Source organism: Amycolatopsis sp. NPDC051372, from assembly GCF_040682095.1.
GTDB lineage: Bacteria > Actinomycetota > Actinomycetes > Mycobacteriales > Pseudonocardiaceae > Amycolatopsis.
In genome coordinates, this window is sequence record NZ_JBFBAF010000019.1 from 126,007 (window position 1) to 138,864 (window position 12,858).

13 protein-coding genes and 1 pseudogene are annotated in these 12,858 nt (G+C 69.3%); 5 read left to right on the forward strand and 9 right to left on the reverse strand.

The annotated features are described in order from the left end of the window. Window positions 1-20: 20 nt before the first annotated feature. The 7 genes and pseudogenes from AB0M56_RS27585 to AB0M56_RS27615 all read right to left on the reverse strand — a co-directional run. Window positions 21-274, reverse strand: a pseudogene (locus AB0M56_RS27585) (SAM-dependent methyltransferase); the annotation flags it as partial. Between the two features lie 21 nt (window positions 275-295). Continuing rightward, a complete protein-coding gene (locus tag AB0M56_RS27590) occupies window positions 296-532 on the reverse strand; it encodes a ferrous iron transport protein A (RefSeq protein ID WP_364180700.1) in 237 nt (78 codons plus the stop codon). Next, the gene (locus AB0M56_RS27595; protein WP_364180702.1) at window positions 529-753 is read right to left on the reverse strand and encodes a glutaredoxin domain-containing protein; all 225 of its coding nucleotides are present in this window, start codon (window positions 751-753) and stop codon (window positions 529-531) included. The genes AB0M56_RS27590 and AB0M56_RS27595 overlap by 4 nt, the downstream gene beginning before the upstream one ends. Beyond that, a complete protein-coding gene (locus tag AB0M56_RS27600; protein ID WP_364180704.1) occupies window positions 750-2,870 on the reverse strand; it encodes a phage holin family protein in 2,121 nt (706 codons plus the stop codon). The genes AB0M56_RS27595 and AB0M56_RS27600 overlap by 4 nt, the downstream gene beginning before the upstream one ends. Continuing rightward, window positions 2,867-3,460 (reverse strand): VTT domain-containing protein, encoded by a 594-nt coding sequence (locus AB0M56_RS27605; protein WP_364180706.1) that lies wholly within the window; start codon window positions 3,458-3,460, stop codon window positions 2,867-2,869. Before AB0M56_RS27605 ends, AB0M56_RS27600 begins: the two co-directional genes overlap by 4 nt. Beyond that, window positions 3,457-4,245, reverse strand: coding sequence for an MBL fold metallo-hydrolase (locus tag AB0M56_RS27610; protein WP_364180708.1), 789 nt, complete (start codon window positions 4,243-4,245; stop codon window positions 3,457-3,459). Before AB0M56_RS27610 ends, AB0M56_RS27605 begins: the two co-directional genes overlap by 4 nt. An 822-nt stretch (window positions 4,246-5,067) precedes the next feature. Then, the gene (locus AB0M56_RS27615; RefSeq protein ID WP_364180710.1) at window positions 5,068-7,302 is read right to left on the reverse strand and encodes a germacradienol/geosmin synthase; all 2,235 of its coding nucleotides are present in this window, start codon (window positions 7,300-7,302) and stop codon (window positions 5,068-5,070) included. Window positions 7,303-7,555: 253 nt separating this feature from the next. Between AB0M56_RS27615 and AB0M56_RS27620 the strand changes: the two genes are divergently transcribed. Then, window positions 7,556-7,867 carry a GNAT family N-acetyltransferase gene (locus AB0M56_RS27620; RefSeq protein WP_364180712.1) on the forward strand — a complete coding sequence of 104 codons (312 nt, stop codon included), beginning with the start codon at window positions 7,556-7,558 and terminating at the stop codon, window positions 7,865-7,867. 13 nt (window positions 7,868-7,880) lie between these two features. On the opposite strand, the gene AB0M56_RS27625 is transcribed toward AB0M56_RS27620, so the two are convergent. Further along, complete coding sequence (locus AB0M56_RS27625) at window positions 7,881-8,315, reverse strand: SRPBCC family protein (RefSeq protein ID WP_364180714.1); 435 nt, start codon at window positions 8,313-8,315, stop codon at window positions 7,881-7,883. Between the two features lie 270 nt (window positions 8,316-8,585). Between AB0M56_RS27625 and AB0M56_RS27630 the strand changes: the two genes are divergently transcribed. From AB0M56_RS27630 to AB0M56_RS27645, 4 genes are all read left to right on the forward strand, one after another. Continuing rightward, window positions 8,586-9,602: a S1 family peptidase gene (locus AB0M56_RS27630; RefSeq protein ID WP_364180716.1), complete on the forward strand. Its 1,017-nt coding sequence runs from the start codon at window positions 8,586-8,588 to the stop codon at window positions 9,600-9,602. A 65-nt stretch (window positions 9,603-9,667) separates the two neighbouring features. Beyond that, on the forward strand, window positions 9,668-10,522 hold the full coding sequence (locus tag AB0M56_RS27635; protein WP_364180717.1) for a hypothetical protein: 855 nt from the start codon (window positions 9,668-9,670) through the stop codon (window positions 10,520-10,522). A 116-nt stretch (window positions 10,523-10,638) separates the two neighbouring features. Next, complete coding sequence (locus tag AB0M56_RS27640) at window positions 10,639-11,598, forward strand: zinc-binding dehydrogenase (RefSeq protein WP_364180719.1); 960 nt, start codon at window positions 10,639-10,641, stop codon at window positions 11,596-11,598. A gap of 52 nt (window positions 11,599-11,650) precedes the next feature. After that, window positions 11,651-12,406 (forward strand): SDR family oxidoreductase, encoded by a 756-nt coding sequence (locus AB0M56_RS27645; protein WP_364180721.1) that lies wholly within the window; start codon window positions 11,651-11,653, stop codon window positions 12,404-12,406. Window positions 12,407-12,412: 6 nt separating this feature from the next. On the opposite strand, the gene AB0M56_RS27650 is transcribed toward AB0M56_RS27645, so the two are convergent. After that, entirely contained in the window at window positions 12,413-12,829 is a 417-nt protein-coding gene (locus AB0M56_RS27650; RefSeq protein WP_364180723.1) for a VOC family protein, read from the reverse strand. Between the last annotated feature and the right edge of the window lie 29 nt (window positions 12,830-12,858).

Sequence of the window (12,858 nt, forward strand, 5' to 3'; positions counted from 1 at the left end):
AGCCGCGTGGTGGTGGCGATGCGGGGGTGCAATAAGGAAGCCGCTTTGGCCACGTTCGGGGGCCACGACTCCGTGGCGACGGTGCGCGGCGGCAGCGCAGGAATTTCAGCGAGGACTTCGCCGCCGCCGGGATGTCCAAAGCGGACTGGGCGTGGGCGAGCCGGGTGCCGATAAGGCGTTGGTAGCCCCAGGACGGGCGCCGCTCGGTGGCACGGCCGTCGAGCCAGGAGAAGTCCCAGCCCGCCACGGCAACCGACGCGGCTTCGGCTACCAGGTCGTAGAAGGGCGCCGATCGTCACAGGTCGCCGGGTGGCGGGCCACTCGATTTCGGACGGCGGCGCTCCGGAGCGGGCGGCACCGGCTTCGCCGCGACCACCTCGGACAGCGGCACCACCACGAGGCCGCGCTTCGTTTCCACTGTGCAGGAAGAAGAATCGCGGTCCCGCAGCTCACCGAGGGCGTCCGTGAAGCCGCCCTCGACGCGGTAGCGGACCACGACGCGGGTGCCCAGTGGCAGGTCCAGGAGAATCACAGGCGTGCCGCGAGTTCGTCGTCCGACGGTTCCACCAGGTGGGTGCCGTCGGTGAAGACGATGGTCGGGATGCGGCGCGCGCCGTCCTGGAGGGAGCGCACCAGCGCCTCGGCGGCGGGGTCCGCCTCGACGTCCACGTAGTCGTACGCCACGCCGCGGGTGTCGAGCAGCGCGCGGCTGCGTTTGACGTCCGGGCACCAGCTCGCGCCGTACACGATCATGAAGCCACCTCCGAAACGGCAACCGAAGCAGACGAAGCGGGCACACCATGCCCCAGGAACGTCAGCCAGTCGCGGAACACGTGGTGCACCGCCTCTGCCCCGACCGGTTCGCCGGGCGCGGGGAACGAGCGCGGGTGCAGGATGAAACCGCGCTGCTGCGGGCCGCCGAGGGCGCCGTGGGACCCGACGTGCCGTTCGAACGGCGACGACTGGTCCGACTCCGGGTCGTAGCGGCTGTTGATCATGATGTCCGCGCAGTGCGGGAACGTGTCGACGCGCTTGACCAGCTCGTCGGCGTACGGGCCGTAGTCCGCCAGCGGGTCCTCGCCGATCACGACGCCCGTCGCGAGGCGCTTCAAGCCGTCGCGGCCGAGGACGACGGGGCCGAACTCCGAGCTGTGAACCAGCATGAACCCGACGCCGTCGTGGTCGACCAGCGTCGGCAGCAGGTCCGGGTACTCGCGCTCGATCGTCTCCAGGTTCACGCGGCCCTCGTGCTCGGTGAACGACACCATCGCCAGGTGCCCGGACACCACGCACACCACGCCGGGCGCCACGCGCGTGACCTCGCCGGGCGAGCCGCTCGTGGTGCGCGGCCGGTTCTCGGCGCACTCGGCGTCCTCGACGCGCGAGCGCAGCCGGCGCGCGATCAGGCCGCCGGTGGTGGTCGCCTCGGCGAGCGCCGCGTTGACCTGCCAGCTCTCGGCCTGCCGGCGCTTGCCGTGCTCGGCCACGGGCGCGCCACCGCACAGGCGTCCGACCACGGCTTCCATGGTTTCGCCGAAGCGGTCGACGAACGCCTGGCCCTGGGTCTGGCCGTGGTCCGACAGCCCCACGATGTGGTAGCGCCGCGGCGCGATGCGGCTCGTGCGCAGCAGCCGCGCGAACTGCTGGTCGATCGAGCGCAGCACCTCCAGCGTGTCGAAGCGCTCGATGCCCGAGTGGTGCGCGACCTCGTCGTAGCCGAGGAAGTCCGCGTACACCACGGGCCGGCCCGCCAGCATGTCGCCGATGATCGCGGAGACGACCACATCCCGCGCGATCACCGTGGTGCCCGGGCGCGCGAGCGGGTAGAAGCCGCCGCGCGGGATTCGCGGCACCACGCCGGCGCGGCGCTGCTTGGCGGCCGCGGACAGCTCACGGAAGACGTCGATGAGGGCCACGCCGAACGTCCGCAAGACGTTGACCGGGTTCGCGAAGTACGCGCGGTAGCCGGCGCCGACGGAGTCGTGCCGCGGGCCGCGGACCGTGCGCGGCACGAGGACCGGGATGGAGCTCATGGTGAGGCTCACGTGCTCGGCGTCGCCGGAGAACAGGTTGCCGTGGCTGGCGCCGTCGCCCGCGAGCAGGCCGCGGCCGTTGGTGTGGCGCCGCTCGATCTCGGCCGCGTCGCTCGGGTGCGCGCACGCCATCACGTGGTCGCGGTCCTTCTCGTACCAGCGGAACCCGAGGATGTCGTGGTTGGAGCCGTGCAGGATGCCGCACACGCTGGCGCCGGTCTGCGAGCTCCAGTCGGTGTGCCAGCGCGTGAGCGAATGCGAGCCTTCCGACAGCCACGCGGCGAACGTCGGCATGTCCCCGTCGCGCACCGCACGGCGCACGGTGTCGTAGCCCAGCCCGTCGATCTGCAGGAAGACGACGCCGGGCGGCTCCTCGGCGAGGTCCTCACCGGGCGCGTGCTTGCGCCGGCGGCGTGCGGCCCGGCGGAAGAAGATCTCGTCCTCGTCCACGGCGAGCGCGCTCGAGATCAGCGCGCCGACGGCCGACATCACCACCGTGATGATCACCGCCGTCCCGAACCCGGACAGCTCGACGCCCGGCACGGCCTGCAGGATCGCCAACGTCGCCGCGCCCAGCAGCAGGTAGGTGCCCACGCCGAGCGTGAAGTACGCGATCGGCCACGCGACCCGCACCACCCACGGCCACACCACGGACGTGAGCAGCCCGAGGATCAGCGCGCACACGGTGGGCTGCCACCACGACTGCATGGTGAACCCGTCGAGCCACATGTCGAGCAGCCGCAACGCGCCCGTCACCGCGGCCCACACCAGCACCACGCGGGCGACGACCCGGCCGCCGCCCAGCAGGCGCCCCTTCGACGGAGCGGGTGTCGTCACTGATGTCCTCCAGTCCGTTCGGCCGCCCGCGCGCGCAGCCTGCTGATCACCGTCAACAACACGGTCACCAGCAGCACGAGCACGGTGGCCAGCAGCGTGGCGATCAACGGCGAATCGAAGATGCCGCCGCTCACGATGCCGAGCAGAGAATAGGCAACGGCCCACAACACGCAGGCCACGAGCCCCGCCGGCAGCAGCTTGCGCCACGGGTACCCCAGCGTGCCGGCGGCCAGCAGCACCGGGATGCGCCCGGCCGGCACGAGCCTTCCGATCACGACGAGCTGCCAGCCGCGGCGCGCGAACTGCTCCCGCCCCTTGGCCAGCCGTTCGGCTTGCTGGCGCTTCTCCACCCACCGCAGCAGCGGTTCGCTCCCGAACCTGGGCACGGCGAACGTCAGCACGTCCCCGAGATACGCGCCGGCGATCGCCAGCAGGATGACCAGGGGCAGCGACAGGTGATCCGTCGTCGTCGCGACGGCCGCCGCCGCACCCACCAATGCTCCCGTCGGCACGATCGGGATCACCGACCCCAGCAGAACCCCGCCGAACAGCGCCGGGTAGCCGATCGCCGACGGGTCCGACCAGTTCACGCCCGTTCCTCAGGGGCGGGCAACGTCACTTCGGCGCCGGGCCGGGTGATCAGGACGTCCGTCGGCAGGCCCGCTTCGACCACGTGCTCGGCGAAGGTTTCCGGCGGCTCTTCGAGGAGCTTCTTCATCTGCTTCGTCAGGTGGATTCCGGGGACCGCCAGCGTCCCCCAATGGACCGGGACGACCGCCGCGGCTTTCAGCAACCCCGCGGCCACGGCGGCGCGTTCCGGGGTGAGGTGCCCGGGGCCGAGGTTCGGGCCCCAACCCCAGACGGGCAGCAGAGCGACGTCGACCGGGCCGAGTTGCTTCATGCCTTCGAAGAGGTCGGTGTCTCCGGCCGAATAGACCCTGGTGCCGTCCGCTTCGAGGAGGTGGCCGAGGGCGGGGCTCTGCGGCCCGTGGGTGAGCCGCGGCCCCCAGCGGTGGCCGGAGTGGATGGCTTCTGTCGCGGTGATCCGGAGCTCGCCGTCCTGGATGGTTTCCCCAGGGGCGATCTCTTCGACGTTGTGGACCCCGCGCTTCCTCAGCCACACGCCGGCGCCGCGGGGGACGACGATTCGCGCCTTGCTGAGCAGACGGAGTGAGGGAAGGTGCAGGTGGTCACCGTGGAGGTGCGAGATGAGGACGGTGTCCACCCCAGCCCAAGCCGACGAATCCGGCAGCGGCACCACCCTTGTCAACGGCCCCACACGCTTCGTGAGCACCGGGTCCGTCAGCACCACCCGCCCACCGAGCTCCACTCGCGTCGTCGCGTGGCCGAGGAAGTGCAGGTTCAAGCCTCTCACGCTTCGAGTATCACCTGATGAGGGCGAAAACGCCCGGAGGAGTGGTGGGTTGCACCCTTTTCGGGTCGATCTTGGGGGCTGTTGGTGCGTGGGTGCGTGGGTGGCGTGGTGGACGCCGTCGGACGGCTCGGCTACCTACGGAGCCGCCGGGCGCGGCTGGACAACCGTCTTCCGAATGGCCACCGATCCACCGTCACGCAGCTTGGCCACCTACCGGACGCACCGGCACAGGCGGCCAACCATTTGCCCAAGGTCACTTACCCGCCGTCACGCAGCTGAACCACCTCCCGGACGCACCGGCGAGGCGGCCAATCATCTTCTCAATGGTCACCGATCGGCAGACACGACTCCCAACTCAACCACCCGACAAAGCCGTCGGTCTCTCCGGCTAACCTTTCCCCGGCCGGCCCCCGGCGAAGCACTTTCTTCTACGGGACTTGCTTTGTGTCAAGGTACTCTTTCCCGCCTTGACACAAAGCAAGTCCCGTAGAACCATTGAGTGCAGCGGGGCTAGCAATGTACATCTTCTCTTGATCTTTTGGCTTTGTTTTTAACGATGAAAAGATTAAAGATGACCTGCAGATGGCTCCCCGAAGTTCAATTGTCACTACGGCTCGGGGTAGCTTGTCAAGGCGGGAAAGAGTACCTTGACAAGCTACCCCGAGCCGTGTTGTTTCACCTTCGTTGGGGGACCGGCCGGGGAAAGGTCGGGGGATTGGTTAAGGAGAAGTTGGGTTGGGTAGACCCGCCGTCTGTTGGGCAGATGGGTTTGGGTGGCAGACGGTGGGTGGTTGGGTGTTAGGTGGCTGTCCTGGGGGTGGGTTACCTGGCGGCGGGGAGGATGGAGGAGATCCTCAGTGAGCCCGTTCCCAGCCCTGTTGGGCCTGCTGAGAAGGCCGGTGCGGCAAGAGCATCCTCCGGAACGTCAGGGCGGCGGCGGATTTCCTCTTCGGTGTACCTGGCGCAGCCTTCGTGCCAGTTGAGGATTCCCGCCATCCAGTCCTTCAGCTCGTCCGCGTAAGCCGTCAGTGCGGCTCGGACGTCCTCGTCGAGGGAGAAGTCCGAGAACAGGCCTGGCAATCCCACGTCGACGGCGTGTTCGAATTCTTTCATTCGGGCGGTCATCAGGTCGTTCACAATCTCGAAAGCTGTCTGCTCGTCCACGTCGAGGAAATTGCGGACGACCAGTACCGAGTTGTGAAGTTCGCCTTCGTACTGGATTTCCTTCTTGTACGAGAACACGTCGTTGAGCAGGCAGGCATAATCCATGGCCGAGTGTTCGATGGCCTGGATGGTTCGAGTCCGGTAGATCTCCGGCGGTATCAACCGCCCGTGGGAAATCCGGGACAGGCTCATCGTGAGGTCCGAGCCGAAAGTCTTGCGCCGCATCTCGACATAGTCGATTGGATCAGGGATTCGGTTTTCGGCCTGGTTCGCCAGTTCCCAGAGCCAGCTTTCGCACATGTCGACGACGGCCTTACGGAAGGCGCGGCGCGAATCCAGGCTGATCGGGCCGGCTGTCCGAAGCCACAGGTCGGCGAGGCCGGTCTCCAGTGAGCCCTCCGGAGTGGGCATGGGCTCGTCCTCGAGTGGCATGAAGAGCTTGAAGCGCTCCGTAGCCACCTTCGCCGCACCCAGGTTGTGGGAAGCGCCGAAGACCACGGGGTAGTAGTCGTCCCCGTAAGTGCCCCAGGCCAGCCAGGCGCTGGTCAGGTCCAGTTGCTCGGGGGAAGCGTCCGGGTGGATGCCGGCCGAGCACAGGGGGAGGTCCATGGCCCGCATCTTGTGCTCGTCCCAGACCACGCCGTCGAGGAAGCCCGTCTCGGTGCACCACTCGGCCAGGTGGTCGCGGGCGGCAGCCAGGTGCGGGCTCAGGCGGAGCTCGAAAGGCATGTAGATCTCGGGCCGGACGATCGGGCCCACGACCTCGTGCGACTGGTGGGAGAAGGACCGCAAACGCTGGGGAGCGGTGCTCACCAAGGAAGAGAAGATGCGGGCAGCCGAGGTGCCCAGGCCGGTGGGGCCGCCCAGCAGCTCGGGGCCGCCACGGGAGTCGAGCGCGCCTTCGTTCATGTAGCGGCTGGAGCGCAGGTGCCATTCGTGGCCGCCGGACTGCCAGTCCTGGAGGCCCTTGACGTAGGCGAAGGTCTCGGCGCGGCCGGACAGGTCCACGGCGTGTTCGTCGAACAGGGCCGGGACTTCGGTGAGGGCGGTGTGTTCGAACTGGTGCAACCGGGACGTGAGGAGGTCGTTGACGGCGTCGGCGGCTTCCTGGGTGGTGCAGCCGAGGAACTTCTCGAAGACGAGGACGCCGTTCGAAAGCTCGCCCTCGTCTTCGACCTCGCGCTGGTAGGAGAACAAGTCGTTGCGGAGGTGGACGGCGTCGGCGAAGCAGTCGCGCAGGACCTCCATGGGGCGGGAGGCGGCGATGGCGTCGGGGACCTCGGCGTGGACCGAGTGCTCGATGAGGTTCGCGGACCAGGGTGCGCCGCCGACCTTGCGGCGCATTTCGATGTACTCGATCGGGTTGGAGACGCGGCCCTCGTTGATGTTGGCGAGTTCCCACAAGGACTCGTCCAGCAGGTTGCGCGTGCTCTCCACGAAGCGGCGGCGCCAGCCCTCGGAACGATGCGGGACGGTGCAATTCCACAGGTCCTCGAGTCCGCGCTCGACGGGGTTCTCCGCAGTCGCCGTGATGTCGCCCGTGACCGGCATGAACAGGGCGATCCGGTCGAGGTAGGCGCGGGCGCTGTCGATGTCGCCGGTGCGCTTGAACAGCTCCAGGAAGTGGTCGTCGAAGTAGAAGACCCAGACGTACCAGTCGGTGATGAGGTCGAGCTCCGTCGCGCCGGCGTCCGGGTGGGTGTAGGCGCACAGCAGCGCGTAGTCGTGGGAGTCGAAGTCGTGTTCGTCCCAGATCACGGTGCCGTGCTGGGGGACGTCGATCATGTCCATCGTGTACGCCCACGCCTTGCTGTGCTCCCGCGCACCGTCGAGGTGCGGGTTCAGCCGGGCCGGGTAGGGCATGTAGAACTCGGGCAGAGCGAACGGCTGCACAGCGCGGTCCTGGCCTTCCCAGTGGTGGTCACCGACCCAGAGAATCAACCAAACGCGCCGGGCGCCCCGTAAGGTCCGCGCGGGCGTTCCACCCGATCGCTCGCACCGTGTCGCCCGGGCGGCCCAGCCCGGATCACGCCTGAGTCGTTTCCCGGGCCGCCGCGTCATTCTTCGGTGAAGATCAACGCACGCCGGGGAAGTACGGCAGGCTGTCCGGCGTTGATCTGAATGCCCAGACTTCGAGGAGCGACGAATGAGCGACGAGACCCGCGTGGTCCGCAACGACGAGAAGCACCGCTACGAGGTGTACGCGGACGACAAGCTGGCCGGCTTCACGCAGTACCTGCTGCGCGACAACCAGACGGTGTTCACCCACACCGAGATCGACAAGGCCTTCGGCGGTCGCGGCCTCGGCACCACGCTGGCCACGTACGCGCTCGACGACGTCGTGGCCAACGGTGGGGTGATCGTGCCGGTTTGCCCGTTCATCGCGGCGTTCCTGCGCAAGCACACCGGCTACGAAGAGCACGTCCAGTGGCCGGAAGGCACTTCCGCCGCGAAGTAAGTCCTTTGTGGACTCAGCCGAGCCGCTCGGCGAGGATGCCCGCGCGGGCAAGTTGCACCGCGCGGGCCCGTGAAGCGGCGAAGCGAAGCAGGCCCGGCGGTGTGTGCAGCCGCAGCGTGTCGGTCACGTGTGTGCCGCCGCCGTCGGGCTCGAGGTCGAACCGGTAACCCATCCGCACGCCGCCGGGCGACACCACGTCGCCGTGGACCGCCACCGTGCCGGTGGTGCGGAGCATGACGACGATCGGGTTGTCGTGGCGCAGAAAGCCGAAGAAGCGGAACCGCTCCACCGCGGTGTACCGCGTCAAGCCCTCTTCCCGCGCGACGTCGCGCACCTCCACCACCAGCGGTGACAAGCCGACGTAGTTCGAAGGCTCCGCGAGGTGGGCGACGACGTCCGCGGGCGGTGCGGCCACGGTGAACGCGTGGCTCAGCTCGGTGTCGGGCACGCGCCGACCTTAACCGGAAGCCCGCCCCGCGATTGCCCTGTGGCGCCCGGCGGGTAACTCATCCCGGTGAACGGTGCGGTCGCACGGCTGTTCGGCGTAGTGGCCTGAGCCGAACGGGCGCGACGGTCCGATTTGTCCGGATGAATTGGTTATTAACCAACCTTCGTCGGTGGTGCGTTGGTTGCCTGGCAACAAAAGTGTGGGGAGTCCCACCATGGTCGCGCGAGCCGTTCGCGCAGGATCCGTCCAGCTCAACTGGAGGAAGATTCGATGACTTCCCGGAAAACGTTCGTCGCCGGTTTCACCGTGTTCTCGGCGGCGGCGCTCACCGCCGGCCTTTGCGTGAACGCCGCTTCGGCCAGCCCGCTCGCCTTCGCGCAGATGCAGGCCCAGGCCATCACCCAGGCGACGCAGGTCGTCGACAGCCTCGGCCTGTCGGGCGGTGGCATCTACCTCGACAACGGCAAGGCCATCGTCAACGTCACCGACGCGGCCGCCCAGCAGAAGGCCGAAGCCGCCGGCTTCGCCACGAAGCTGGTGAAGAACAGCTTCGCCGCGCTGACCAACGCCAAGAACTCCCTCGACGCCGTGAAGAACGTGCCGCAGACCGCGTGGGGCATCGACACCAAGAACAACCAGGTCGTCGTGAAGATCTACGACGCGGCCTCGCCGGCCACCGTCGCCAAGGTCACCGCGGCCGCCGCGAAGCTGGGCGACTCCGCCCGCATCGAGCACCGCGCCGGCAAGCTGTCGACCTACATCGCCGACGGCGACTCGATCAACAACGGCCAGTTCACCTGCTCCCTCGGCTTCAACGTCACCCGTGGCGGCGAGCCGATGATGCTCACGGCCGGCCACTGCACCAACGAGGGCGGCACCTGGTCGGGCGGCGACGTCTCCGGCGCCCGCGTGGTGGAGAGCGACTGCCCGGGTGCGGACTCCGGTCTCCTGACCCGCCCGAACGGCTCGGGTGACGGCGCCATCAACACCGGCCAGACCATCAGCAGCGCCGGCACGCCGACCGTCGGCGAGCAGATCCAGAAGCAGGGCCAGACCACCGGTGGCGGCAGCGGCGAGGTCACCTCGGTCGACGAGTCCGTGAACTTCGACGTGGGCGTGCTCAACCACGAGTTCGGCACCACCGCGCACACCGACCACGGTGACTCGGGCGGCCCGGCGTACGACGGATCGAAGGGCCTCGGCACGCTGTCCGGCGGCGACACCGTGACAAGCTACTTCTACCCGCTCACCCTCGAGCTGCAGTCCTACGGGCTCGAGCTCGCCTGATCGTTTTCCCGGAGGCCCCTTCACCACGCGGTGAAGGGGCCTTCTTCGTGCGTACGCTGACCGTCATGGAGCCGAATTCGAGCCTGGCCAGGCGGCTCTGGGTCGCGCTGGAGCCGCTGCACGCCGTGGTCTACTTCGCTTCCGAGCCCGCCGCCGCGGCGAAGGAAGTGGGCCTGCGCGGCTGGTGGATGGGGTACTTCGCGGGCCGCGCGGCGCCGCTGGGCCCGATCGGCCCGGGGCCGGTCACGTCGATGTTCTACGGCTTCGCGCCCGGGATGGTCGCGCGCGCCCTGCCCGACGCGTGGACATTCGCGAAGCCGGAAGACGTGCTGCAGAGCCGGATTCTCGCCGTGGAAGCCGCTTTGACGCGGCTGCTGCCACCGGACTCGGCGGTGGATGAACTCACCGGGCTGCTCGAACGCGCCGTCGCCGGCTGCCGCTTCGACGGCCGTCCGCTCGCCGCCGCGTGGGCGTCGGCGATGCGTCCCGACCGCCCGCTCGCCCGCCTCTGGCTCGCCACCTGCGCCCTGCGGGAACATCGCGGCGACGGCCACGTGCTCGCCGGCGTCTCCGCCGGGCTGTCCGGCCTCGACGCGAGCCTCACCCACATCGCCGCCGGCGCCACGACGCGCGAGATCGTCCAGCGCGCCCGAGGCTGGACCGACGAGGAATGGGACGACTCGACGGCCCGCCTGCTTTCCCGTGGCCTGCTCGACCCCGCAGGCCGGCTCACGGCGAGCGGCGCCGCCGTCCGCCACGACGTCGAGGTGATGACCGACCGCCTGGCCGCGGACCCGCTCGACGCGCTCGGTCCCGACGCGGTGGACCGCGTGCTGGAGCTGGCCGTACCGCTCAGCCGTGCGGTCGTCGACGCGGGTGGCCTCCCGATCCCGAACCCGATGGGTGCGGTCCGGCCGTAAGCGCTGCGCCATGCAGTGACAGCAATGGCCACCAACCCCTCGATCGGAGAGTTCACTACCTCGAAGCCAAAGAACGACACGGCCACGCGATCCTCACCGCTGGTAGCTTCGCCTGAGTGAAGGCTGCGTTCGTCGAGAGGCCCGGCCCGGTCGAGGAAATCCGCTTCGGCGAGCTCCCCGATCCCGTGCCGGCGCTCGGTGAGGTGCTCGTCGAGGTCGTCGCGAGCACCGTGAACCCTGTGGACACGTTCGTGCGCAACGGGATGTGGCCGGTGCCGGGACCGTGGCCGCTCGTGCTGAGCCGGGATTTCGTCGGCCACGTCGTGGGCTCGGCGAACGGCTTCGCGGCCGGGGAAACGGTGTGGGGCAACAGCCTCGGGCATGGCGGACGACAGGGTGCGGCGGCCCAACGCGTGGCCGTGGCGGCGGATCGGTTGTACCGCCTGCCCGCCGGCGTCGATCCGTTCGACGCCGTCGCCGTGGTGCACCCCGCGGCCACGGCGTACCTGGCGTTGTTCACACACGGTGGGCTGCGCGCCGGGCAGACCGTGCTGGTCGTCGGTGGTGGCGGCAACGTCGGGACCGCGTTGATCGAGCTCGCCGCGGCGGCGGGTGCGCGCGTGGTGGCCACGGCGTCGGCGGCGGATCTGGACCACTGCGTGTCTCGCGGCGCCGATGTGGCGCTGGACTACCGCAAGACCGACCTGCCGGACGGCATCGACCTCTACGTGGACACCTCCGGCACGAACGACCTCGTAACGGCCGTGGCGCACCTGGCTTTCCGCGGCCGGATCGTGCTGCTCGCGGGGCCGCGCAGCCGGCCGGTGCTGCCTGCCGGGGCGCTGTACCTGAACGACCAGTCCGTGGTCGGGTTCGTCATCTCCCGGGCGACGGCCGCGGAACTGGCCGACGCGGCGGCGGCGCTGAACGAGCGCTTCGCCGCCGGTGGCCTGCGTCCGCGGGCGGTGGAGCGGGTGCCGCTCGCCGAAGCAGCCGACGCGCACGGGCGAATGGAACGTGGTGAGCTGCACGGGCGCCGGATCGTGCTCGTCGCCGCGGATCCTGTCGATTCCTGAGCACCTCGTTCGACGCACGGGTGGAAGCGCAAACCCGACGAACGGAGAGCCCATGCTGCTCGAAGGAAAGAACGCAGTGGTCTACGGCGCTGGCGGAGCGATCGGCGGCGCCATCGCGCGCGCGTTCGCTGAAGAAGGCGCGCGCGTCTTCCTGGCCGGCCGTACGCGCGCGAAGCTCGAGAAGGTCGCCGACGAGATCCGGGCGGCGGGCGGGCGCGCCGATGTCGAGGAGTTCGACGCCCTCGACGAGCAGGCCGTCGACAGGCACGCCGACGCCGTGGTCGCCGCCGGCGGCAGCCTCGACATCTCGGTCAACGCCATCACCCACGGCGACGTGCAGGGCACCCCGTTCCTGGAGATGTCCCTGGCCGACTACGAACAGCCCGTGGTCACGGCCGTGCGCACGACGTTCCTCACCATGCGCGCGGCCGGGCGGCACATGAAGCGCGCACGCGGCGGCGTCGTGCTCGTCTTCGGCGGCGACGGGGACCCGGTGCGCACGCACCCGGTCGGCGGTCTGCAGGTGGCGTTCGCCGCGCTCGAGGCGATGCGCCGGCAACTCGCCGCGGAGCTGGGCGGCTACGGCGTCCGCACCGTAACCCTGCGGTCCGGCGGCATTCCCGAATCGCTCCCGGCGGATTTCGCGCACACCGAGGCGGTCACGGAAGGAATCGCGAAGAGCACGATGCTCGGCCGCCCCGCGACGCTCGCCGACGTGGGCGCGGTCGCCGCGTTCGTCGCCTCCGATCGCGCTCGCACCATGACCGCCGCGACGACCAACATCAGCTGCGGCGCACTCGTCGACTAACACTGACTAACCCTTGCCTCGCGCCGAGATCTGCTGCACGGCCCAGGCGTTGCCATCCGGGTCGGAGAAGTGGAAGAAGCCGATGTTGTCGAGGTCCTCGGGCCGGCCGGTGGCAGGGTCGGGCCCGAGGAGCTGGATCTCGCTGACGTCGACGCCGCCCGCGAGCAGCGTCTCGCGGGCGCGCGGCAGGTCGGCGACCACGAGCTGCAGGCCCTTGAGTGACCCGGGCGGCATCGGGGGAACCACGCCCTCGCCGACGACGATCGAGCACCCGGAGCCCTGCGGGGTCAGCTGCACGACGCGCGCACTGGGCCCCACCACGGTGTCGTGGTCGACGTGGAAGCCGCACTGCTCGGCGTAAAACGCCTTCGCGCGGTCCACATCGGACACGGGAACGATGACGACCTCGAGTGTCCAGTCCATCCCCGAGTTCTAATCGGGCAAACCAGGCG